The sequence below is a fragment of the Corynebacterium riegelii genome, assembly GCF_001263755.1.
Classification (GTDB): domain Bacteria; phylum Actinomycetota; class Actinomycetes; order Mycobacteriales; family Mycobacteriaceae; genus Corynebacterium; species Corynebacterium riegelii.
Genome location: NZ_CP012342.1, coordinates 2,463,350 through 2,486,039 on the forward strand (window position 1 = coordinate 2,463,350; position 22,690 = coordinate 2,486,039).

22 protein-coding genes are annotated in these 22,690 nt (G+C 64.6%); 17 read left to right on the forward strand and 5 right to left on the reverse strand.

Going from position 1 to position 22,690, the window contains the following annotated elements; all coding sequences use genetic code 11:
* Positions 1-72: 72 nt before the first annotated feature.
* From AK829_RS11575 to AK829_RS11585, 3 genes are read right to left on the reverse strand one after another with little or no spacing between them, the layout of a single operon-like run.
* Positions 73-3,966: a non-ribosomal peptide synthetase gene (locus tag AK829_RS11575; protein WP_052206098.1), complete on the reverse strand. Its 3,894-nt coding sequence runs from the start codon at positions 3,964-3,966 to the stop codon at positions 73-75.
* 55 nt (positions 3,967-4,021) lie between these two features.
* Positions 4,022-4,462, reverse strand: a complete 441-nt coding sequence (locus tag AK829_RS11580; protein ID WP_052206100.1) for a MarR family winged helix-turn-helix transcriptional regulator — start codon at positions 4,460-4,462, stop codon at positions 4,022-4,024.
* Positions 4,463-4,472: 10 nt separating this feature from the next.
* Entirely contained in the window at positions 4,473-4,766 is a 294-nt protein-coding gene (locus AK829_RS11585; protein ID WP_052206102.1) for a rhodanese-like domain-containing protein, read from the reverse strand.
* 24 nt (positions 4,767-4,790) lie between these two features.
* Here AK829_RS11585 and AK829_RS11590 point away from each other — a divergent pair, with 24 nt between their 5' ends.
* From AK829_RS11590 to AK829_RS11600, 3 genes are all read left to right on the forward strand, one after another.
* Positions 4,791-5,471 (forward strand): sortase family protein, encoded by a 681-nt coding sequence (locus AK829_RS11590; RefSeq protein ID WP_157045369.1) that lies wholly within the window; start codon positions 4,791-4,793, stop codon positions 5,469-5,471.
* Between the two features lie 127 nt (positions 5,472-5,598).
* Positions 5,599-7,017 (forward strand): hypothetical protein, encoded by a 1,419-nt coding sequence (locus tag AK829_RS11595; protein ID WP_052206104.1) that lies wholly within the window; start codon positions 5,599-5,601, stop codon positions 7,015-7,017.
* Positions 7,018-7,194: 177 nt separating this feature from the next.
* Positions 7,195-8,889 (forward strand): MFS transporter, encoded by a 1,695-nt coding sequence (locus AK829_RS11600; RefSeq protein ID WP_052206539.1) that lies wholly within the window; start codon positions 7,195-7,197, stop codon positions 8,887-8,889.
* On the opposite strand, the gene AK829_RS11605 is transcribed toward AK829_RS11600, so the two are convergent.
* Positions 8,874-9,785, reverse strand: a complete 912-nt coding sequence (locus tag AK829_RS11605; protein ID WP_052206106.1) for an endonuclease domain-containing protein — start codon at positions 9,783-9,785, stop codon at positions 8,874-8,876. The genes AK829_RS11600 and AK829_RS11605 overlap by 16 nt on opposite strands.
* A 309-nt stretch (positions 9,786-10,094) precedes the next feature.
* Complete coding sequence (locus AK829_RS11610; protein WP_052206108.1) at positions 10,095-10,571, reverse strand: inorganic diphosphatase; 477 nt, start codon at positions 10,569-10,571, stop codon at positions 10,095-10,097.
* 163 nt (positions 10,572-10,734) lie between these two features.
* Between AK829_RS11610 and AK829_RS11615 the strand changes: the two genes are divergently transcribed.
* From AK829_RS11615 to AK829_RS11680, 14 genes are all read left to right on the forward strand, one after another.
* A complete protein-coding gene (locus AK829_RS11615) occupies positions 10,735-11,298 on the forward strand; it encodes a type IV toxin-antitoxin system AbiEi family antitoxin domain-containing protein (RefSeq protein ID WP_052206110.1) in 564 nt (187 codons plus the stop codon).
* On the forward strand, positions 11,285-12,145 hold the full coding sequence (locus AK829_RS11620) for a nucleotidyl transferase AbiEii/AbiGii toxin family protein (protein WP_052206111.1): 861 nt from the start codon (positions 11,285-11,287) through the stop codon (positions 12,143-12,145). Before AK829_RS11615 ends, AK829_RS11620 begins: the two co-directional genes overlap by 14 nt.
* Entirely contained in the window at positions 12,138-13,394 is a 1,257-nt protein-coding gene (dacB, locus tag AK829_RS11625; RefSeq protein WP_052206113.1) for a D-alanyl-D-alanine carboxypeptidase/D-alanyl-D-alanine endopeptidase, read from the forward strand. The genes AK829_RS11620 and dacB overlap by 8 nt, the downstream gene beginning before the upstream one ends.
* Positions 13,394-14,362 carry a tRNA lysidine(34) synthetase TilS gene (tilS, locus tag AK829_RS11630; protein ID WP_052206115.1) on the forward strand — a complete coding sequence of 323 codons (969 nt, stop codon included), beginning with the start codon at positions 13,394-13,396 and terminating at the stop codon, positions 14,360-14,362. Before dacB ends, tilS begins: the two co-directional genes overlap by 1 nt.
* A gap of 29 nt (positions 14,363-14,391) precedes the next feature.
* Positions 14,392-14,997 carry a hypoxanthine phosphoribosyltransferase gene (gene hpt / locus AK829_RS11635; RefSeq protein ID WP_180950581.1) on the forward strand — a complete coding sequence of 202 codons (606 nt, stop codon included), beginning with the start codon at positions 14,392-14,394 and terminating at the stop codon, positions 14,995-14,997.
* Positions 14,998-15,022: 25 nt separating this feature from the next.
* On the forward strand, positions 15,023-17,341 hold the full coding sequence (gene ftsH, locus AK829_RS11640; protein ID WP_052206117.1) for an ATP-dependent zinc metalloprotease FtsH: 2,319 nt from the start codon (positions 15,023-15,025) through the stop codon (positions 17,339-17,341).
* 1 nt (position 17,342) lies between these two features.
* Positions 17,343-17,912, forward strand: coding sequence for a GTP cyclohydrolase I FolE (gene folE, locus AK829_RS11645; RefSeq protein WP_052206119.1), 570 nt, complete (start codon positions 17,343-17,345; stop codon positions 17,910-17,912).
* A gap of 63 nt (positions 17,913-17,975) precedes the next feature.
* On the forward strand, positions 17,976-18,800 hold the full coding sequence (gene folP / locus AK829_RS11650) for a dihydropteroate synthase (protein ID WP_052206541.1): 825 nt from the start codon (positions 17,976-17,978) through the stop codon (positions 18,798-18,800).
* Positions 18,793-19,164: a dihydroneopterin aldolase gene (folB, locus tag AK829_RS11655; protein ID WP_052206121.1), complete on the forward strand. Its 372-nt coding sequence runs from the start codon at positions 18,793-18,795 to the stop codon at positions 19,162-19,164. Before folP ends, folB begins: the two co-directional genes overlap by 8 nt.
* 5 nt (positions 19,165-19,169) lie before the next feature.
* Positions 19,170-19,628 carry a 2-amino-4-hydroxy-6-hydroxymethyldihydropteridine diphosphokinase gene (folK, locus tag AK829_RS11660; protein WP_052206123.1) on the forward strand — a complete coding sequence of 153 codons (459 nt, stop codon included), beginning with the start codon at positions 19,170-19,172 and terminating at the stop codon, positions 19,626-19,628.
* The gene (locus AK829_RS11665) at positions 19,625-20,092 is read left to right on the forward strand and encodes a DUF3180 domain-containing protein (RefSeq protein WP_052206125.1); all 468 of its coding nucleotides are present in this window, start codon (positions 19,625-19,627) and stop codon (positions 20,090-20,092) included. The genes folK and AK829_RS11665 overlap by 4 nt, the downstream gene beginning before the upstream one ends.
* Before the next feature lie 10 nt (positions 20,093-20,102).
* Positions 20,103-21,149 carry a DUF6779 domain-containing protein gene (locus AK829_RS11670; protein WP_052206127.1) on the forward strand — a complete coding sequence of 349 codons (1,047 nt, stop codon included), beginning with the start codon at positions 20,103-20,105 and terminating at the stop codon, positions 21,147-21,149.
* Positions 21,150-21,152: 3 nt separating this feature from the next.
* Positions 21,153-21,857 (forward strand): 6PGD fold domain-containing protein, encoded by a 705-nt coding sequence (locus AK829_RS11675; protein ID WP_157045370.1) that lies wholly within the window; start codon positions 21,153-21,155, stop codon positions 21,855-21,857.
* Positions 21,858-22,655 carry a pantoate--beta-alanine ligase gene (locus AK829_RS11680; protein ID WP_052206132.1) on the forward strand — a complete coding sequence of 266 codons (798 nt, stop codon included), beginning with the start codon at positions 21,858-21,860 and terminating at the stop codon, positions 22,653-22,655.
* Positions 22,656-22,690 lie beyond the last annotated feature (35 nt).

Here is a 22,690-nt window from a genome sequence, read left to right on the forward strand (position 1 = left end):
ACCCAGCAACCCAGTAGCCCAGCAACCCAGCCTGGCTCGCCATGCTCAAGCAACTCAAGCCTGGCCAAAAAGCTAGCGCACGGGTTCCACTGGGTTGCCTTGCCATTGGGTGTTTGCGGGGATGGTGTCGCCGCGCATAACCAAGGAGCCCGGCCCGATGGTGGCGCCCGCCTCAATGGTGGCGCCCGGCAGGATGACGGAGTTCAACCCCAAGGTGGCGCCGGCCCCCACCGTAACGGCATCCAGCGACATGACGCGGTCCTGGAACAGGTGGGTCTGCACCACGGTGCCGGGCCCCACCGTCGCGCCGGCGCCGACCGTGCACAGGTCGGTTTCGGGGAACCAGTAGGACTCGATCCAGGCGCCGCGGCCCACCTTCACCCCAAGCATCCGCAGCGCAACGTTCATGGCGCCGGACCCGCCGGCCCAGTTGAAGAACCACGGTGCGGCAATCATCTCCACGAACTGGTCCTGCAGCTCGTTGAGCCAGACGAACCAGGAGTATAAGGGGTGCTCGCCGGCCTTATGGCGCCGCACCAGTATCCACTTGAACAGGACCGTGACCAGCAGCGCCACCGCGCCGACCGCCATCCACAACACGCCGCCGAGCAGCAGGGCCACCACTACCAGCACGGCACCGCCCAGCACCCCACTACCGCCCAGCACCCCACTACCGCCCAGCGACCCACCACCGCCGAGGCCCCACGACCCAAGCAGGTCCAACATGCTCGCCACCCCCAGCGCGAACAGGGCGTACAGCATGCCGTGCACCGCCGGCGCCAGAAGCCGCAGGGTTTCCACGAACCCGCGGCGCGCCTTCATGCCGAAGGTGGGCTCGAAGGTTGCGGCATCGCCGCCCTCGGCAGCCACTGCTACTCGACGCATCCTCTCCGGCGGCGACCCCCACCAGTTAGACTCCGCCTTCGACTTCCGCGGCGCCGAGGACAACACCGCCACCAGTGACTTCTTCGCCAGCTTCCTGCCGGGCGCGACGATGCCCGAGTTGCCCAAGAAGGACCGCCGGCCCACTGATGCTGGGGCGCAGTGGACCCAGCCGCCGGAAAGTTCGTAGGCGCCGAGCAGGGTGTCGTCGGCGAGGAAGGAGGAGTCGCGGACGTCGCTAAGCTTGGGCACCATAACGGCTGTGGAGATCTCCGCGCCCTTGCCAATGGTGGCGCCCAGGGAACGGAACCACAGTGGGGTGAGCAGGCTGGCGTAGAGGGGGAAGTAGCGGTAGCGGGCGTCGTCAAGCAGGCGGACCACGGTCCACAGGCCCCAACCCGAGACGGAGCGCACCGGGTGGGTACCGGGCCGGACCGCGAGCTGCGCCAACCGCACGGACAGCCAGGTCAACGCCAGCCCGACGAAGAAGTACACGAGGCCGCCGACCAGCGGCGCAAGCAGGAAATCCACACCCGCGAACAACAGGAACACACCAACCCAGACGCCGGCCGCGGCCGCCACGAACGGCAGCCCTGCGATCACCATTGCCGTCAGCGCGTAGAGCACCACCCAGTAGCCGCGCCGCGGCGGGCGAGCATCGGGGAACACCGCCGCCGTCTTGCCAGACTTGCCCACTTTGCGGGCTGGTGAGCCCGCCCAGCGCGCACCCTTTTTCACCGGCTTTGCTCCCGTGACGGTAGAACCGGCCTCCACGTGGGCGCCGGCCCGGACCTCGGTGCCGCCCATGAGGGTGGAGCGGGCCCCGATGCGGGCATCCGAACCCACAAACACCGAACCAACATGGAAGGACGCGCCGTCCAGCCACGCGCCGGACAGATCAACGCCCGGCTCCACCGAAGCACCCGACTCCACAGTCAAAAGGCCAGATACCGGCGGGATGGTCTGGAAGTCCACATCGCGGCCAATCTTGTTGCCCATCATCCGCGCCATCGGCTTGACAAACGGGGTGCCCGAAATGTTCAAAGCGCCCGAGGCGGCCAGCCACTTCTCCGCAGCCCACATCCGCAGATGCACCGAGCCGCCGCGCGGGTAGACGCCCGGCGCCACCCGCCCTCGGATCAGGCGCGCGCCCCACGCGCCCAAGGGAACGCGACCCACTGGGGTGCAAAACAGCAGCCACGCCACCAGCATCACCGGGAAGGCAGCAACAGGGGAGAGCAGACTAAACGCCAACAGGAACCACACCAAGGGCGTTGCAGCCCGAAGCGTCACCACCGGAAGCAAGAGCGCGAACTGGCGCAGTCGCACGCCTGCGTCGACCGGAGACACGGTTCGCTCGCGCTGGGGGAGGGAAGGGGTGGACGAGTGGTCGTCGATAAGCAAAGCCAAAGCCCCAAGCCTCGGGTGGTCATACAGGTCACGCACCGCGAACGTGGGCACCCGCTCCCGCAGCCTGGTGACCAGCGCCGCGGCCGCCAGCGAGGTGCCGCCGAGCGCGAAGAAATCCGCATCCGCGCCGGGCACGTCCACCCCAAGGACCTCAACCCACAGGCCGGCGATCCACTGCTCCGTCGGGCTCAGACCTTCAACAGCCACAGTGGCGGGCAGCGGCCACGGCAGCGCGTTTTTGTCCACCTTGCCGGAGGTGCGAATCGGCAGCTCATCCATCACATGCATCCGCGGCACGAGCGCCGCCGGCATCACCTCGGCAAGCGCGGCGCGCATCGACGCCACATCCAGCGTCACCCCTTCTTCCGGCGAGACGTAGCCCACCAGCACCTTGTCGCCGGAGCCGAGGGTCTGCACCGCCACTGCGGAGTTGTACACGCCCTCCAAGGCCGCGACGTTTGCCTCGACCTCGCCCAGCTCAATGCGGCGCCCGCCGATCTTGACTTGGTCGTCGGCACGCCCGATGAACGCCAGGCCCTCGTCGGTCACCCGCACGTGGTCGCCGGTCCGATACGCCCGAGGCCAATGCACATCCCCGGAGTCCCACGAAGCGTACTTCTCCGCGTCCTTCGCCGGGTCCAGGTAGCGCGCGAGCCCCACGCCACCGATGATCAATTCGCCATCGGCCGCAACCGCTAGATCCCACCCATCCAGCGCCCAACCGATGGTCACCGGCTTGCCCGGCTCCAGGCGCGCGGCGGAGGCAACCACGGTCGCCTCGGTCGGGCCGTAGGTGTTCCACATCTCGCGGCCGTTCGAAAGGCGATCGGCCAGCTCCTGCGAGCACGCCTCACCGCCCACAATGAGAAGCCGCACGTGGTCCAGCGCCTCCGCGGGCCACAGCCCGGCCAGGGTTGGCACGGTGGAAACGACCGTGATGTCGCGGCGGATCAGCCACGGCCCCAAGTCTTGCCCCGAGCGCACCAGCGAGCGCGGCGCCGGCACCAAACACGCACCATTTCGCCAGGCCAGCCACATTTCCTCGCACGAGGCGTCGAACGCCACCGACAGCCCGGCCAGCACCCGGTCCTCCGGGCCCAGCGGCTCGTCCTGGCAAAACAGCCGCGCCTCCGCGTCCACAAACGCCGCCGCCGACCGGTGCGTCACTGCCACACCCTTCGGAGTCCCGGTGGACCCGGAGGTGAAAATGATCCAGGCATCACTGTCCAACAGGGGCTCTTGCTTATCGACGCCTTCCCCAACGCCCCCACTAGACCCAACGCCCCCACCCCCAACGCCCCCAGTGATCCCCGCGTCCCCAAACACCACGTCCACCTTGGCCTCGCCGAAGACGAGTGCGGCGCGCTCCTCGGGGTCGTCCGCATCCACCGGCACGTACGCCGCACCGGCGAAGAGGGTGGCCAGGATGGCAACGTAGAGGTCCTTGGACCCGGAGGTCATGCGGATGCCGACGCGGCTGCCGCGGCCGATGCCCAGCGCGTGCAGCTCGGCTGCCTTGGCCTCTACTTCTTGGAGGAGTTCGGAGTAGGTGAGCACCTCGCCGTCATCAATCGCGGCGGCCTCCGGGTAGGCGGCGGCGGTGGCGCGGACGATATCTACAAGGGTGCGGGGTTCGGGCGCCAAGTGGGCGCGCAGCAAATGCTCAGAGGACATCTCGGGTTACTTACAAAAGCAGGGTCAGAAAAGTGGGGGAGTACGGAAGTACACCCTAACTTTCTTCGTCCAAAATCGCGCGCGATAGCTTCTTAATGCTCTTCAGCTGCTTGGTGGAGGACACCTCAAGCGCCTGATCTTCCGCCGCCGCCACATCCTTGGCCAAGGTGTGGTGCATCTTCGTGCCTTTTTTGGTGGCGGTGACAATCTGGCGGCGCCGGTCCTTCGGGTCCCGGTCGCGTTTGACCCACTCTTGTTTCTCCAGGCAGTCGATAAGCCGCACCATGTCGGAAGCGTCAATGACCAGCAGCTCGGAGAGTTCGCGCTGCGAAAGCGGCCTCTCCAGCACGCAGCTGAGCACCCAGTACTCGCGCATGCTGGTGCCGTGCCCGTTGAGTGCCTTCTCCACCAGGTCCTTGGTGTGGCGGCGCACCCGCTCGATTTGAAACGACGGCGACTTGGTCAGCGTGCTGGGCAATTCTGGGGACTGGGCCATAATTGCAAGTCTAAACCGTTGGCAGTCCCGCTTCGACCCAAGCGCTAGTGCCGCCAGCCACGTTGATCACGTTGTCCCACCCGAGTGCGTTCTCCAAATACTCGGCGGCCTGCAGTGAGCGGCCCCCGGCGTGGCAGATGACGTAAATGTCACGGTCCGGGTCGATCTCCTCGGTGCGTGCGACAAGCTCGCTGAGCGGGATGCTTACGGCGCCGGCGGCGTGGGCGGTGGCGTATTCTTCGGGCTCGCGGACGTCGATAAGCTGAATGCCCTGCGGAACCTCAGTAACCTGCACAGTTTTCATAAGCCACAACCCTATAGTGTTTTTATGGCTAACCGGAAGGCGCGTCCGCCGCAGTGGGTGTTTCATGTGCGGCGCGCGGTGGCGCTGGCGATTCTCCTGCTCATCGTGATTATTCCCGTGCGCGCGTGCGGCGGGCCTAAGGAGGAGCCCGAGGTGGTAGCTCCGGAGCTGCCGCCCGCGCACGTCGCGGCGTCCGACCCCACCGCCCTGTCCATCCCCTCGGTCGGGCTCAATGCCAGCTTTGAGAAGGGGCCTTGCAGGCTTATCGACGGCACCGTCGACCCCGCCAGCCTGTCCAAAGCCTGCGTATTTACCGATCCTTCCAAGCCCTACGAACTGCCTGGCAGCGACGCGGGCGACATCGTTGTGATCGCAGGCCATGCCGCCGCCGGGGTGCCGGCCGTGTTTGACAAGCTGTACAACCCATCCGCCGAGGCGCACACCGTGGCGGTGGGGGACGCCATGTATTTGCGCACCGAAGCATCCGGCAAGTGGTGGCTGAAGTACCAGGCCACCGACCTTCACGAGCCCTCCAAGGACGCCCTCGCCGGCGACGCCGCAATCTGGGGCGAGGCCGCGGTGCCGGGGCGGTTGGTGACCATCACCTGCATCCAACCCGCCAACCCCTTCAAAGAAGCAGTGTCGAATGCGGTGGTGGGGTGGCAGTTCGTGGGCGTGGTGGGGCAGGAGGATGTGGTGGGGTGAGTTTTTGGCGTGTTGAGATTTTTCGCGTGTTGGGTGTGACAAATGTGAATGTGTGTGACTAGAGTGGTGTAAACCTTCAAGTCTCGCTTGAGACTTCAGCCTTCCCTGAACCCCTTTGGAGCACACCATGCAGCGTCACGCCACCTCACTGACCGCCCTCGCCGTTGCAGGCGCAATGGCCATCGCTATCACCCCGACCGCATCCGCGCAGTCCTCCGATGGGGCTGCCAACGGATCTGTTAGTGCTGAGGTGTCGGGATCGAGTGTTAACGCGCTCGTCGATACGCTGACCAGCCCCGTGCTCGACCCGATTGCCAACGGCCTGTCCTCCACCGCAACCGAAACCAACACCTCCCTGCCCGCATGGGCCGTAGGCGCCGAAGCCGGCCAGTTCAGCGGCAAGACCTGGTACTACATGGCCGACGGCCTGACCGTGACCACCGACGCCGAAGCCGCCAAGGGCAACCCCACCGGCAACGCCAAGGTAGAGATGTCCCTGCTGGACTTCGCCGCCGCAACCGGCCGCACCGTACCGGAAAGCCAGGTTGGCGCCGCACGCCTCAAGCACCAGGCAGTAATCATGGACGCCGAGTCCGCCGAAGCCCTGCCGGACTTCGCGCCGGGCACCTTCGCTGCCGAATTCGACGGCAAGAAGTGGTTCTACGCCGCCGACGGGATCAACGTTGTCAGCGACGAAACCCAGGTCAACACCCCAACCCAGGGCGAGTTCCGCACCATCTGGTCGCTGGCCCAGGACACCGGCAAGCGCCTGCCCGAAAACCTCGTGCAGCGCTCCCTGACCATGACCACCACCACGCTGTCTGAGGTTGGCGAGGGTGCTGAGGGTTCCGCGCAGGCTTCCACCGGCAGCTCCACCTCCCCGGCCTTCAACTTCTCCCTTGAGTCCTTGCCGGCCTGGGTTGCAGGCGAACTTGCCGGCGAGCTGGACGGCCAGAAGTGGTTCTACTCCAAGGACTTCAAGTACGTTGTGAACAACCCCGAACTGGTCAACGCCGAGTTTGAGGCTGGCAACGCATCCTGGATGTCGGTCATCGAGTTTGCGAACAAGCTGCAGCGCTCCCTGCCGCAGGACCTCCGCGGCAAGTTCGCCGTGGAAGCCGGTTCCTCCGCCCCAGGCGCAGGCCTCGCGGCTAGCGGTTCCTCCGCTTCCGACCTGGGCACCGCCGCCGCCATCGTGCTGCCGGCGATGCTGATCATCGGCGGCGTGGCTTGGTACCTGAACCAGGACGGCAAGACCTTCGTCACCGACCTCGGCCGCATCGGCGTGACCCCGACCTCCCAGGAGATCGACGCCTCCGCCCACATGCTGTCCTCCAACCGTGGCGAGGTTGAAGCCCAGGCACGCGCCGCCGCCGAGGCAGAGGCTCAGGGCAAGGCCGTGACCACCGTTGAGGCCCAGTCCGAGACCCGCGGCATCAACGCCGCTACCGGCTCCAACGCGTTTGGCAAGGGCATGATCGCCCTGCTGCTGGCTTCTGTTTTGGGTGCGGCCGTATTCGCGTTCGGCCGCCGCCAGCTGGTCTAGCCGGCCCAGCGCCTCGCTTCTCGACGGCGCCCAAACACGTTTGCAGCTACCTACCTGCAGCTACCAGCGGAAATTTCGCTTGGTAGCCGGGTCTAGGTAGCTGCAAACGCGTTTAAGGGGAGCAAATCAACCCATCGGTCGATGGTGGGCTACCGCAGCCAGGCCTACCGTGAAGCCGTGAACACAGAAACCACCAAAACCCCAGAACAAACCCTCCAACAGGATCCCCAACAAACCCCAGCACAATCCGTACAAAACCGCTGGAAAGCCCTCGGCGTCTTGGCCGCCGGGCTGGCGTTGATTGTGATGGATGGAACGATCGTTGGCGTCGCGTTGCCAACCATGATCGCCGCACTCGACCTGAGCTTGACCAACGCGCAGTGGGTCAACGCGATCTACAACGTGATTTTCGCAGCGCTGCTGCTTGGTTCGGGGCGCCTGGGGGATCGAATTGGCAGGAGGACGACGTTCGCGGCGGGCGTGACCCTGTTCGTTGCCGGGTCGCTGCTGGCCGCTGCCGCCACCGGCGCAGGCAGCCTGATCGCCGCCCGCGCGGTGCAGGGCGTCGGCGGCGCGCTGGTGTTGCCGGCCACGTTGTCGTCGGTGAACTCCCTGTTCACGGGCAAGGATCGCGCGGCCGCGTTCGGCGTGTGGGGCGCGGTGATGAGTGGTACGGCGGCGTTGGGTCCGCTGCTCGGTGGCGTGCTTACGCAGTATGCGTCGTGGCGCTGGATCTTCTGGGTGAACCTGCCGCTTGGCTTGCTGGTCCTGGCGGGGATTTTCGCGTGGGTGCCGCAGACGCACGGCAAGCGCAACGTGCGCGGCGTGGATGTGGATGGTGTGCTGACGTCTGCAATCGGCTTCGGCCTAGTCGTCTTCGGCCTGATTGAGGCAACCACGCTCGGCTGGTGGACCAAGAAGGAAACCCTCGCAATTGGCGGCTGGGAGTGGCCGGCACACTGGTCGATGTCGCCGGTGCCGTTCGCCATCGGTATCGGTCTGGTCTTTATCGGCCTGTTTGTGCGCTGGGAGCTGCACCGCGCGCGCAACGGCCGCGACGCGCTGCTGGACCTCAGCCTGTTCAAGGTCGGCACGTTTTCCTGGGGCAACCTCACCGCAGCCACGGTGGCCATCGGCGAGTTCTCACTGATGTTCGTGCTGCCCTTGTTCCTCATCAATGCACTCGGCTTATCGACGCTCACCGCCGGCACCATCCTCGCCACCATGGCACTGGGGGCGTTTGGGTCGGGTGCGGCGGCGCGTCATCTAGCAGCACGGCTCGGCGCGCCCGGGGTTGTGGTCCTGGGCCTTGCGCTGGAGGTCATCGGTGTTGCGGTGCTGGCGTGGGTGGTTGCCCAGCAGGCGTCGATCTGGTTCACCATCGGCGCCTTGGTGGTCTACGGGGTGGGCCTGGGGCTGGCATCGGCGCAGCTCACGTCCACCGTGCTTGCAGACATCCCCGAGGAGCTCTCCGGCGCCGGCTCCGCAACCCAATCGACGGTACGCCAACTCGGCTCCGCCTTGGGGGCCGCGATCGCCGGTTCCGCACTGGCTGCCGCGATGGCGCAGAAGCTACCCGCCACGCTGAACAACGTCAGCGGCCTGCCCGGCGAGGTGGCCGATCAGCTCTCCCACGCCACCCAGTCCTCCGCAGGTGCGGTGATCGGGCAGCTGCGCAGCGCCGCCCCCGACAGCCCTCTTGCCGCGCAGCTCGGCCCGGCCCGCGACGCCGTGGTCACGCAACTGTCCGCAGGGTTCGCGCAGGCGGCCGCCTGGTCGATCGGGTTTTCCGCGGCGTTCCTAGTGCTGGGCCTACTCGGCGCGTTTATGGTGCGCCACCACGCCAAGCAATCCACTCACCACTCCCGGTAAGGAGAGGAGGGGGTGTGGGGGACGCCGCGGGCGTCGGCAAGCAACTTGGCCCCCATGACCCGCTTGATGCACGCGGTTTCATCTTTCAGGATGTCGGCGGGGAAGAGGCGGATCACCTCGTAGCCTTGCTCTTTGAGCCAGTTCTCGCGCGCGAGTTGCCGCATGAGCACCTCATGCGGGACGTCGGCGTATTTGAGGTGGCCGTCGATCTCAATGATCAGGTTGTCCCACAGCAGGTCAACGCGGTAATCCCCAATCCACATCTGCTCCTGGGCCACGATGCCGTGCTCCGCCAGCATCACACGGAACAGGGACTCAAACGGGGAATCCGACACCACGGAGCTCAGCGTGAACGCTTCCCGCGCACGCGCGATGCCGTGTTTGCCGGCAAGCCGCCTGATCACCGCATGCAGCGCGTCGCGTACCTCCCGCCGATTGCCGCGCGGAATTCCGTGCATCAGCCCGTCCATCGCCACCACCCCGTGCCGCACGCCGTGCAGCCGCGCCACATCCACCGCGGTGCGCACCGGCATGGTCAACCGCGCCCCGCGAAATGTCGCCAGGTCCATGTCGGGCACCGTAAAGCGCCTGTACGTCACGCCTTTGGGACATTGGCTTGTCGACGGCGATGCCCCACCCCCCAACGCCAACTCCACCTCTTCCGCATCCGTGGGCAGCACCCACATATTGGCCACGCGCGCCGCCGAGCGTCCCACGAGCACCGCCCTCGGCGCCGCCAATCCTGCCGCGTAGCAGCGGAGAAACGCCTGCTCATGGCGGCGCATGGCGTGCCACTGCGCCTCAGTGACAAAACACGTTGCGGAAAGCTTGACGCAATTGTGATGTTGCGCGGCGCCCTTTTTCAGTAGGTGCGCGGCAAGTGCTTCGCGGTCCATGAAGTCCCCCTTTTGTGAATCCCCCGTGTCGCCTCCCCCTGAGGCGACGGTGTAGTTGGTGTAGCTGGTGTGGCTGCAGCGTAACAGGATTGTGGCGTTTGCCGCTAGGGTCGGCTGGGCCCAACGCGGCCAAAAACCAAGAATGCAGCTACCTACCTGCAGCTACCAGCGGAAAAATCGCTTGGTAGCCGGGTGTAGGTAGCTGCAAACGCGTTTTCGGGGGGCGCCGCTGTACGGCGTGACCCCACGCGCCGCGACCCCGGGCGTCTCACGCCGCGCGCCGCGACCCGCGCGGGCGCAGCGCCGGCGTTACTTCTTGTACGCGTCCAGGGAAGCCTGCAGGATCGCCTCGGCCTCAGCCTTGTCGCCCCAGCCGGAGCCGGTGACTTCCTTGTTCGGCTCCAGGTCCTTGTAGTGGACGAAGAAGTGCTCGATCTCGTCCTTGAGGAACTGGGAGACGTCGGAGATGTCCTGGTAGTGGTCGTAGCGGACGTCGTCAATCACGCACAGGAGCTTGTCGTCGCCGCCGGCCTCGTCGGTCATCTTGAACACGCCGAGCGGGCGGGCCTTGACGGTCACGCCGGGGAAGACCGGCTCCGGGGTGATGACCAGGGCGTCGAGCGGGTCGCCGTCATCTGCCAGGGTGTGGTCGATGTAGCCGTAGTCGGCTGGGTATGCCATCGGGGTGAACAGGTAGCGGTCGAGGTAGACGCGGCCGGTTTCGTGGTCTACTTCGTACTTGTTGCGGGAACCCTTGGGGATTTCGATGATGACCTCGATAGCCATTGGGAAGCTCCTTTTGCTCGGTTCGGAATGGGATTCGTTGGTAATCGTACTTCGCGGCTCAGCCCCGTGGGTGGTGTGGGTGCTTGATCGCCTAGCTAACACGCCTAGCTAACTACCCAACAAACTATTGCTTAAACCGTACTAAAAATAGTACGCTTCAAGCATGAGTCGGCTAATTTCACGAAAACCAACGTACCGTGACCGCCTCCGCCAGGCTGCACGTGAGAATGATGGTTTTGTTACGCCGACCATCGCTGCGGATTATGGCGTGCCAAAGGTTGAGCTGCGCAAGCTTGCCCAGCGTGGCGCTTTTGAAAAGGTGCACCGTGGCGTCTATTGGGATCCGTTGTACCCCGCGGATGAGCACACGGAGATTCGTGGGATCTTGAGATCGCTCGGCGATGAAGCCTACTTAGCTGAAGACTCCGTCTTAGCCCTTTTTGACCTTGCAAACGTTAACCCGAGGGTGATAACCATTGCGTCGCCCCAGCGTCATCAAAGGGAGCTGCCGGACAACATCCGCGTTATCAAGCCCAAGCGCGCCGAGGATATTCATCTATACAAAGGAATCCCATGCCAGCCGCTGGTGACCGCATTCGAGGATGCCGCTCCAGGCATCATGCGAGAGCGTCTCGTGGCGGCGATCAGGAAAGCGCGCGAGGAAGGGTTGTTGTTGCGCCGTGAATACCGCCAACTGATGGAGAAATTCAGCGATGAAGACTTATGATTCCCCACCCGCCAATCTGCAGTCTTTGCAGGCGCGTGTGGCCCAGCAGGAGTTGGGCCAAGACGATGCGAACCGTCGACATTTCTTGATGGCCATGGTTGTGGTGTCTCAGATGATGCCCGAAGGCATGGTTATTAAGGGTGGTAGTGCCATGGTGCTTCGATACGGCACTGGTGTGAGACGAACTACGGATGTGGACTCAGCGCGGGCGCTGGCGGAAGATGACGTCCTTGATCTTTTTGAAGAGAACCTCCGTGACGGTTGGGCTGGGTTTACTGGTGTTTTGAAACAGCTGAAAAAGCCATCTCCCCGTGATGTTCCCTCGGATTATGTGACCTCAAAGTTCCAAGTAAAGCTTGGCTTTCGCGGTAAGAGCTGGAAGAGCGTCGATTTTGAACTTGCTCAAAACGAAATTGGTTCCGCAGCGTCGTCGCACTTAGCCATGCCTGATGAACTCGTGAATTTGTTTACTGCGATTGGGCTTCCGGCGCCTGAGCCGGCGCCGGTTATGGGTGCCGAGTACCAAGTTGCGCAGAAGATTCATGCTCTTACTTCACCTGGAAGCGAAAGAGCCCATGATCTTGTGGATCTGCAATTGCTGGAGAAACATGAGGCAATAGATCTGGGGCAAACGAAGCTTTTGTGTGAGAGACTGTTCCGCTACAGGCAGCGACAGGCGTGGCCGCCGATGCTTACTCCTGGGCAGGGGTGGAAGGAACTGTACGACACAGCTCGGGCGAGCCTTCGGGATCCAGCTGATGTTGCCGATTATGACGGGGCGCTGTGCTGGTTTGGACGATTCCTGGAGGACATAGTTCTGTGTACTACCCTCAACAGCGATGAGTAAGAGCAGCGCACAGCGGATTGGTACTTGGGTGGTTTCGGCGTTGGCGTTGACGGCGGTCGGCGGTGTCGCGGGCTTTGGTGTTGCGGCGCACGAGCAGCTCTCGGCGCTTGAGCACGCCCCGGCCTACGAACTGCCCGCGGCACACCAGCCCCTCACCCCGGCTACCGGGGCACCGATTGAGCAGCACCTGCTTGCCGACGCCTTAACGCACGCCGCCCAAAACCCCAACCTTGGCCAGTTCCACGCCCACATCACTGATGCGACCACGGGCAACGTTGTCTTTGAGCAGATGGCGGATGTGCCGTTGCGCCCGGCGTCTACAACCAAGGTGCTCACCGCGGCGGCGGCACTGTATGAGTTGGGGCCGAATGACACGCTGACCACCACCATCTACCGGGATGGGGATGCTGTGTATATCAAGGCCACGGGGGATGTGTGGATGGGGCAGGAGGGGGTGGACGAGGTGGCGTCGATAAGCAGTGGTGCCCGCGCTGTGTATGTGGATACCTCCCAGTGGGCGGGGCTGCCGGAGATGATGCCGGGCTGGGACGAGCTGGATATTGATGGTGGCTATGTGGCGCCGCTGCAGCCGCTGATGCTCAACGGTGGGCGCGGGCTGGAGCATGAGACGGGCGACGTGCCGCGCTCCCACACCCCGGCGCTGGACGTGGCGCAGGCCGTGGCCGACCGGGTGGGGGCTACCGAGGTCGGTGTGGCCCCGGTGCCGGAGGGCGCGCAGGAGGTCGGTGCGGTGGAGTCGCCGACGCTGGTGGAGCGCATGGAGACGATGATGAAGCGCTCCGACAACGTCTATGCCGAGGCGATCGCCCGCGAGCTGAAGGAACACACCGGTAAGGACCCGCTGACGGTGCTTGCGGAGCGCGGTTTCACCACCGCCGGCAGCGTGATTGAGGACGGCTCTGGCCTGTCCACCCTGAACCTGATCACCCCGCGGCTGTTGGACGAGATTCTTGCGGACGCCGCGATGAACACCCCGCTTCGCCCGCTGCTGGCAACCCTGCCCGTGGCTGCTGGCGAAGGCACCCTGATCGACCGCTACGGGGATCTGGATGGGCGTGGCTGGGTGCGCGCGAAAACCGGCACGCTTGATGACACCTCGGGACTTGCCGGCACGGTGACCAGCGTCAACGGCAACGTGTACACGTTTGCGTTCCTCTCCAACGGCTCCAACATCCTGGACGCGCGCCGGGCGATGGATGAGATGGCATCGATCCTGCGGGAGTACTGATGGCTGAGCCTTTCTGGCCGCGCAAGAGCCCGCACTTTCTTGCTTGCCGACGCGCCGTGCGCCTGTGTTGGCAAACGTCCCATGGCGGGGATACTGGCGGCCCTGTTGTGATCGGCCTTTCGGGTGGGCCGGATTCGTTGGCGCTGGTGGCTGCGGCTCTTGCGGAGGGCGTTCCGGTGTTGGCCGTGGTGGTCAACCACAATTTGCAGGAGGGATCTGCGCAGGTTGCTGGGGAGGCTGCGGTGCAGGCGCGGGCGCTTGGGGCGTCGACAAGAATCGTGCACGTGGACGTGGATGTGGAGCGTGGCGGCAGCGTGGAGGCGGCGGCGAGGCAGGCTCGCTACGCTGCGCTGTTCGAGGTAGCCGCGGAAGCTGCGGGTGATCGGGCTGAAGTGTGGGTGGCCCACACCGCGGACGACCAGGCGGAGACCCTGCTGCTGGGCGCCTTGCGGGGCAACCCGTCTGGCATGTTGCAGCGCAGCGGCAACCTGGTGCGCCCCTTTCTCTACCTGCGCCGCGCCGATACGGTTGGCGCCTGTACAGAGCTGCACCTACATCCCTGGCACGACCCGATGAACGCGGACCCGGCGTTTCGGCGCGTTGCCATGCGCACCGAGATCATCCCCGCGCTATCGGAACTGCTTGGCGGCGACGCCGTCCCGGCGCTTGCCCGCACCGCGGACCGGATCGCGCAGAGCAACGAGGTTATCCGCGAGCTGGCTAGCGCCAGTACAGAGATGGACTGCGAGGAGCTGGCCGGGCTGCCCGCGGTGGTGAGGCGCTTTCGGATTCATGCGTGGCTCGTCGAAAAGCATGTGCACCCCAACGGTGCCCAACTCGACGCGATTGAGCGCCTTGTTACCCACTGGCGCGGCCAGGTTGGCGTGGAGTTGGCCGGTTCCCAGGCGGTAAAGCGTGAGGCTGGGCGGCTAGTTGTTGTGCCGTGTGGCCGTGAAGTGGCAAGATAGGCGGGGTTACAAGACAGGGAAGGGCACCCATGACTGAGCTGCATGACACCAAAGATTTCAACGTCCCGGCGAACCGCTACGGCGACGATGTGGAAGCGATCCTGATCTCGGAGGAGGTGCTGCAGGAGCGCATCCAAGAGCTCGCCGACATGATCAGCGAGAAGTACAAGGATTCCGCCGAGGACCTGATCTTGGTCTGCGTGCTCAAGGGCGCGGTCTTCTTCCTCACGGACTTTGCGCGCAAGCTTTCCATCCCGTGCGAGATGGAGTTCATGGCCGTGTCTTCCTACGGCAACTCCACCACCAGCTCTGGCGTGGTGCGCATTCTGAAGGACCTGGACAAGGAGATCGCTGGCCGCGATGTGCTGGTGGTTGAGGACATCATTGATTCCGGCCTGACCTTGAGCTGGCTGTTGAAGAACCTGTCTGGCCGCAACCCGAAGAGCCTTGAGGTGGTCACGCTGCTGCGTAAGCCTGAGGTGCAGACCGCCAAGATTGACCTGTTGGATGTGGGCTTTGACATTCCGAACGAGTTTGTCATCGGCTACGGCCTGGATTACGCGGAGCGTTACCGTGACCTGCCGTATGTGGGCACGTTGCACCCGCGTGTGTACTCGGATGCGTCTGAGGATTAGAAGCTAGTTAACTTTCACGGATTACATGAGCAAAAATCAAAACGTTTTGCGGTGGGGCCTGTTTGGCGCCACCGCGCTGATCGTCCTGTACCTGCTTACGTTGATTGGGGACGATTCCCGTGCCTACCAGCCGGTTGACACTTCCGTTGCGCTTGAGCAGCTGGAGAAGGGCAACGCCAAGGAGGTGCAGATTGATGATCGGGAGCAGCGCGTCCGGATTGAGCTGAGGGAGCCCATTACTGTCGACGAACGCGAGAACGTCGAAGCCGTCTCCACCCAGTACCCGGCGCGCACAACTCCGACGATCTTTGACGCAGTCAAGTCCTCCGGGGCCGATAGCTTTAAGACGAACGTGACGCAGGAATCCTTCCTGATGTCCATGTTGGGCTTCATGCTGCCGATGGTCCTGATCTTCGGCCTGCTGATGTACATGATGTATCGCATGCAGGCCGGTGGCGGCATGTTTGGCATCGGTGGCTCCAAGGCGAAGAAGCTGGATAAGGACAATCCGACGAACACGTTCGCGGATGTGGCTGGTGCCGATGAGGCGGTGGATGAGCTGCAGGAGGTTGTGGACTTCCTGACGGATCCCACGATTTATGAGCAGTTGGGTGCCAAGATTCCGCGCGGCGTGCTTTTGTATGGCCCGCCGGGTACCGGTAAGACGCTGCTTGCCCGCGCCGTTGCCGGTGAGGCGGGCGTGCCCTTTTACTCCATCTCTGGTTCTGACTTTGTGGAGATGTTCGTGGGCGTGGGCGCCTCGCGTGTGCGTGACCTGTTTAAGCAGGCTCGTGAGAACGCGCCGTGCATCATCTTTGTGGACGAGATCGATGCCGTTGGCCGCCAGCGTGGCTCCGGCATGGGCGGCGGCCATGATGAGCGCGAGCAGACCCTGAACCAGTTGCTGGTGGAGATGGACGGCTTTGATGGCCGCGAGGGTGTCATCCTGATTGCTGCGACGAACCGTCCGGACATTCTGGATCCGGCGCTTCTGCGCCCGGGCCGCTTTGACCGTCAGATTCCGGTGACCAACCCGGACATGACGGGTCGCGCGAAGATTTTGAAGGTGCACGCCAAGGGCAAGCCGTTGGCCAAGGACGTGGACTTGGATGCGCTGGCGAAGCGCACCGCCGGCATGAGTGGTGCGGACCTTGCGAACGTGCTCAATGAGGCGGCGCTTCTGACGGCGCGCATCGGTGGCAACGTGATCACTCCGGATGCGTTGGAGGAGGCTACGGACCGCGTGATTGGTGGTCCGCGCCGCTCCACGAAGATCATCTCGGAGCACGAGAAGAAGGTCACGGCCTACCACGAGGGCGGCCACACGCTGGCTGCCTGGGCGCTGAAGGATATTGAGCGCGTGTACAAGGTGACCATCCTGCAGCGCGGCAACACCGGTGGTTTTGCCATGACTGCGGACGAAGACGATAAGGGCATGTACAACCGCGACGAGTTGTTCGCCCGCATGGTCTTTGCCATGGGTGGCCGAAGCGCCGAGGAGCTCGTGTTTGGCACGCCGACCACGGGTGCCTCCAACGACATTGAGCAGGCCACGAAGATTGCGCGCGCTATGGTTACGGAGTACGGCATGTCTTCGGTGCTTGGCACGGTGAAGTACGGCGAGGCTCAGGGTGATCCGTTCTCTGGCCGCGGCGCCGGCGCCAGCTTGGAGTACTCCCCGGCGGTTGCAGAAACTATTGATAGGGAGATGCATGAGCTTCTCGACGCCGCGCATGAAACCGCCTACTCCATCCTGTCGAAGTACCGCGATGAGCTGGACACGCTGGTGACCAAGCTGCTGGAGAAGGAGACGCTGCGCCGCCCTGATCTGGAGGCGATTTTTGACACCATCGAGCCGGAGCGCCCCGAGCTTCCAGCCCATGACGTGCGCTTTGTGCGCCAGGCGGGCCGCGAGCCGGTGAAGACTCCGGTGGAGCTGGCCAAGGAGCGTGGCGAGGAGCCGCCGAAGCGCTTCTCTATTTTGGAGGCGTCGAGGCAGACGCGTGAGCGTCGCCGCCGGGAGCGAGAAGCGATGGGCGGCACAATGGGTGGGGCGCCGAAGCACGCGAAGCCGGGGTCCTCGCGCTGGCAGCCGAACAAACCCAACCAGCCCAGCCAGCCGCACTACGGTGGCCCGACCCCGCCGCCGGGCTGGACCTACCCGGGCCAGCAGCAGGGCCAGCAGGGCCCGAACCCGCAGCAGGGCCCGAACCCGCAGCAACAGGGCCCGGGCGAGAGGCTGGGTGGGGTGCGTGGGGGCGTCGATAAGCAAGAGGCCCCAACGGAGGAGATTGGCTTCCGCCTGCCCGAACACGAACAGCCAGACCACCCGGAGGAGAAGTAGCATGGGGACGTTTGATCGTAAGCGCGCCGAAGCCGCGGTGCGTGAACTGCTGATTGCGGTGGGTGAGGACCCGGACCGCGAGGGTCTTGTGGAGACCCCGGCGCGTGTGGCGCGCGCCTACGAGGAGGTCTTTGCCGGGCTGCACCAGGATCCGACGACGCAGCTGGAGAAGACGTTTTCTGAAAACCACCGCGAGCTGGTGCTGGTGCGTGACATCCCGATCTACTCCACGTGTGAGCACCACCTGGTGCCGTTTTACGGCAAGGCGCACATTGGCTACATTCCGGGCAAGGACGGCAAGGTCACGGGCCTGTCCAAGCTCGCACGCTTGGCGGATCTGTACGCGAAGCGCCCGCAGGTCCAAGAGCGCCTGACCGCGCAGATTGCAGACGCGCTGGTGGAGAAACTCGACGCCTCTGCCGTGATTGTGGTCATTGAGTGCGAGCACCTGTGCATGGCTATGCGCGGCATTCGTAAACCGGGCGCGGTGACCACCACCAGTGCGGTGCGTGGCGGGTTCCAGAACAATGCGGCCTCGCGCGCAGAGGTCATGAGCCTGATTAGGAGCTAGCTTGTGACTGTTCAACGTCACGTCACCCTTGCAGACATCACTGCGCCGGGGCGCACCACCGTGATGGGCATTGTGAATGTCACGGAGGATTCCTTCTCGGACGGTGGGCAGTTCCTCGCCCCTGAGGCTGCGCTTGCGCATGCGCGTGAGTTGGTGGCGCAGGGGGCTGACATTATCGACGTCGGCGCCGAATCCACCCGCCCCGGCGCCGTGCGTGTGCCCGCCGAGGTAGAAGCCCAGCGCGTGCGCGAGGTGATCTCGCTGCTGAGCCAGGAGGGGATCAAAACTTCCGTGGACACCATGCGCGCCGCCACCGCCCTGGCCGCCGCTGAGGCCGGCACGCACCTGATTAATGACGTCTCCGGTGGCTTGGCGGATCCGGACATGTACCGGGTGATGGCTGACACTGGCTTGCCGGTGTGTCTGATGCACTGGCGCGCCGCCCGCTTCGAAAGTGCCTCGGGTGCCGCCGACCACGGCGGAGACGTGGTGCGCGACGTACACGAGGTGCTCAAGCAGGTCACCGACAACGCGATCGCCGCGGGCGTTGACCCGGCGCAGATCACGGTGGACCCGGGCCTGGGCTTTGCCAAGACCGCGGAGGACAACTGGGCGTTGCTGCATGCGCTGCCGGAGTTCATCGCGGGTGACTACCCGGTGTTGGTGGGGGCGTCGAGAAAGCGGTTCCTCACCGCCATTCGTGCAGATCGCGGCCTGCAGCACGGGCCGGTAGACGCCGACCCGGCCACCGCCGCCGTGACCGCACTGTCCGCTCATTTGGGTGCGTGGTGCGTGCGCGTGCACGAGGTGGCGGTGTCGCGGGATGCGGTGGATGTTGCTTCAGCTTGGCAGCGCGGTGCTAAGCAGGAAGATCAAGCTTATGGCTGACCGGATTGAGTTAAAGGGCCTGACGTTCCACGCCAACCACGGCGTGTTGGCACACGAAACCGAGTTTGGCCAGGCGTTTTCCTTAGACATCACCTGCTGGTTGGAGTTTTCAGAGGCCGCGCGTGACGACGACCTAACGAAAACCGTCAACTACGCCGAACTCGCCGAGACCGCACTGGCCATTGCCACCGGCACGCCGCGCCAGTTGATTGAGACCGTGGTGGTGGAGATCGCAGAGACCGCCATGCGCACCTACGAGGTGCTGCACGCCATCGAGGTCACCCTGCACAAGCCGCACGCGCCGATCCCCGCGGTGTTCGAGGACGTTGCCGTGGTTGCACGCCGCTCCCGGAAACGGATGTGAGCCCCATGCGCGCAGTGTTATCCGCCGGATCAAACATGGGTGATGCGCGTGCGCACCTGCGTTCGGTTGTTGATGAATTTGCAGGCGAGCTCGTTGCCGCTAGCTCTATCTACGCCACCGCGCCCTGGGGCAAGACGGACCAGCCGGACTTTCTGAATCAGAGCCTGCTGGTGGAGGTTGACCAAACCCCGCTTGAGCTTTTGCAGCGCTGCCAGCGCCTGGAAAACGACGCCCAACGCGTCCGCGAGGAACGCTGGGGGCCGCGCACCCTGGACGTGGACATTATCTGGATCGAGGGCTATACCTCCGACGACCCGGTGCTTACCGTCCCGCACCCGCGCGCTCATTTACGACGCTTCGTTCTCGAACCCTGGCTGGAGATTGATCCAGGGGCGGTGCTGAATGGGGCGTCGATACGCACACTGCTCGAGGGCCTGGAAGAGCAAGGGGTGCGCAAACTATGAAGCGGACCTCGATCGCGGGCCTGTTCGGTGCAGCCCTATTTACCGCGGCGGCCGCGCTGATTCTGGTGCGCCGCTTCTATGGCCTGCTTGAGTCCTTGAGTCTGGTTGTGCCCATGAGCTTGTGGATTGTGGCGCTGGCCTGTGGGCTTTTTGCGTGGGTGGTGAAGAAGCGCCGCGAAGACGGCCAGGTGGGCCTTGACCGCAGCCAGATCAACCCGATGATGGTGGCCAACCTGATGCTGCTGGGCAAGGCGAGCGCGTGGACCGGGGCCGTCTTCGGCGGGGCGTACGTGGGCGCGCTGGTGTACGTGGTGCCCAAGCTTTCCGTGTTGACGGCGGCGGCGCAGGACTTTCCGTCGCTACTGTCGGGTGCTTTGGGCGGGCTGGCGCTTGCGGTGGCTGGTGTAGTGCTGGAACGGGCTTGTGAGGTGTCGCCACCTTCACAAGGAGAGCAAGCCAGCTAAGGTAAACGACATGACTGACCACAGCACCGAACACAGCCCGAAAAGCAGTTCCGGAAACCTTTGGGTTGTTGTCCCGTTTGTGCTTGCCGTCATTGGCACCGTGGTCATGCTGTTTACAAACTCCGCCAACGCGCTGAAAATCGCGCTGATCTTCGCACTGTGGGCGGCGGTTGCAGGAATTATGGTGATTGACCGGACGCGTCGTGACCGCGACGCCGCCCTGGCCACCGCCGCCACCCGCGAAGCCGAGCTTGCGCAGGCCCGCAGCCAGCTCGAAGCCCAGGCAGAGGAGCACGCAACCGCCCAGGCAACCGGCCAGGTGCCCGCAACCGTCACCGGTTCTGCCGAGGCGCACCTGCAGGCATCCGATCTGGCCGTGCTGCGTGAGTTGCAGGAGGAGATCAAGGCGCTTCGCTCCCAACTGGAGGAACTGCGCGGCCAAGTCTTCGAGTACGAGCCGGCCGCGGTGCGCGCCTCTGCACGCCGCATCCAGGAGATCGAGGAGCCGAAACCGGCGGAGCCTGTTGAGCCTGCTGCTCCTGTTGCTTCGCGTCCGGGCCCGTCGAGCGATGAGACCACCCGCATTGCCAAGGTCAACGTGCCGGAGGAACCCCGCGAGCAGACTCGTGAGCAGGCCCGCGCGCAGCGCACCCGCCCGGCAGGCGCACCCTCGGCCGCAGCGATTTCTGGCCGCATCGGCCAGCAGCCAACCTACGAGCACCCGAACCCGCTGTCCACCCTGATCAGCGAGCGCACCCGCGAACAAGAAGCTGTGCAGGAGGCTGTGCAGCCGAAGCCGGAGCCAGTGCAGCCGGAGCCGGTGGTCAAGCCGGTGCCGACCCCGGAGCCGGAACCAGCCGCGGAGCCAGCCCCGGAACCCGTACAGCCCGAGCCCGAGCCGCAGCCGGAACCGGAAGTACAGCAGGAGGAGGCGCCGCGTAGGGGTGGGCGTAGGCGTCGTGACGAGCACGCGAACGCCATCTCTGTTGCCGAACTTCTGGCCCGCCGCGCCCAGAACGCCCAGAGCGAGCAGAACAAACCAGAGCAGGACAGCTAGCCCGTGCCGCCTCGTTTAGTGGTCGGTTCCGTTTTCGGCCACACCCCGTTAACGCACGCGTTGGAGCGCGCCGGGCACACCATCATCCCGATCGATGCAGACGATGATCCGGGCGCCATTGTGCATGTTGACCTTGTGGTTTTGGATGGTGGGGTGGGTCAGGTGCGGTGGGGCGTCGAGAAGCTTGAAGCTCACGCGCGGCCCCAGCAGATGTTTTTGCACACGGCGCTGGAGGCTGGGGCGCAGCTGTTGGATGATGTGGAGACCGCCCAGGCGATTGTGATGTGTGCGCACAATGTGTTCGGCGATGTGTGGGTGACGTCCGCGGCCGATGAGCTGGGTGAATCCGTCCTTGGGTTGCTGGTTGCGGAGCTTGGCGGCATCAACATCCCCATCGCGGACACGGCGCGCCCCGCCCTTGTTGCGGCGCAGCGCCTGCGGGCTTTGGAGCACATTTTGCGTATCGACGCCCACGCTCTGACCACCACCGCCTCCCCCGACATTGCCGCTTTGGAGGAGCAGTTTTTTAGCGCCCCGCGCGGCCCGCTCGAAGACTTAACCCCCGCTGAGCTGGACCGGATCGCCGACGCGATCGCGGACCCGGGGGTGCGGAGGTTGTACGTGGACGTGGAGCGCAGATACGCTGAGCAGGCCCAAGCCACCGACGCGGAGCTGTGGGCGTACGCGAAATACGAGGGAACAATATAAATGGCGTTTGAACCAGGCCAAGCCGTAGTAGTCACCGATGAGGCGCATCTGGCGCAGTACGGGCGCGCGTTTCGCAAGATTGGTAAGAAGATCGCGCTGGTGGTGATTAACAGTGACGTCACCGGCGCGCACGTTGAGCTGATCCGCGCGGCCAAATCGCTGCTTGGCGCGTACACGTTTGTGGTGTTCCGCGGGGCGGAAGTGCCCGAGGCATTTGCGCGCGAGGAGGTGGACGTGGTGTTCCACGGCCCGCTTGCCGCCGAGGTTGCGGTTGCCACCGGCCTTGATCACCTGGAGCCGGCCGATGAGGTGGCGCGTGAGGTTGCCGCGATCTTGGCGGCGATCAACCTTTGCCACGCCACCGATTTGGTGATGGGGGAGAAGGACTTCGAGCTGTTGGTTGCCGTGCAGCGCGCCGTGTCGGCCCTGCGTATGGAGGTGCTCTTGCACTCCCTGCCCACCGTCCGCCACCCGGATGGCCTTGCCATCAGCGTGCGCAATGGGCTTTTGCTTAGCGACGCCCACCGCGAAGCCGCCCTCGCACTTTCCGCAGCCCTAACCGCCGGAGCCCATGCGGCGGAACACGGTGCGGACGTGGTGTTGGAGACCGCCCGCGGTATCTTTGCAGCCGCCGGTGTGGAGCCTGTCTACCTGGAGCTTCGTGATCTTGGTTTCCGCCCCGCCCCCGAAACCGGCGACGTCCGCCTGCTCGCCGCTATCGACGTGGACGGCGTGCACCTGATTGACAACGTCGGCCTGCCGTTGGGCGTGGGCTTCAAGTACGCCGGCCAGGAGTAGTGGTTGGGCGTAGGTGGTTGGGCGTAGGTGGCTGG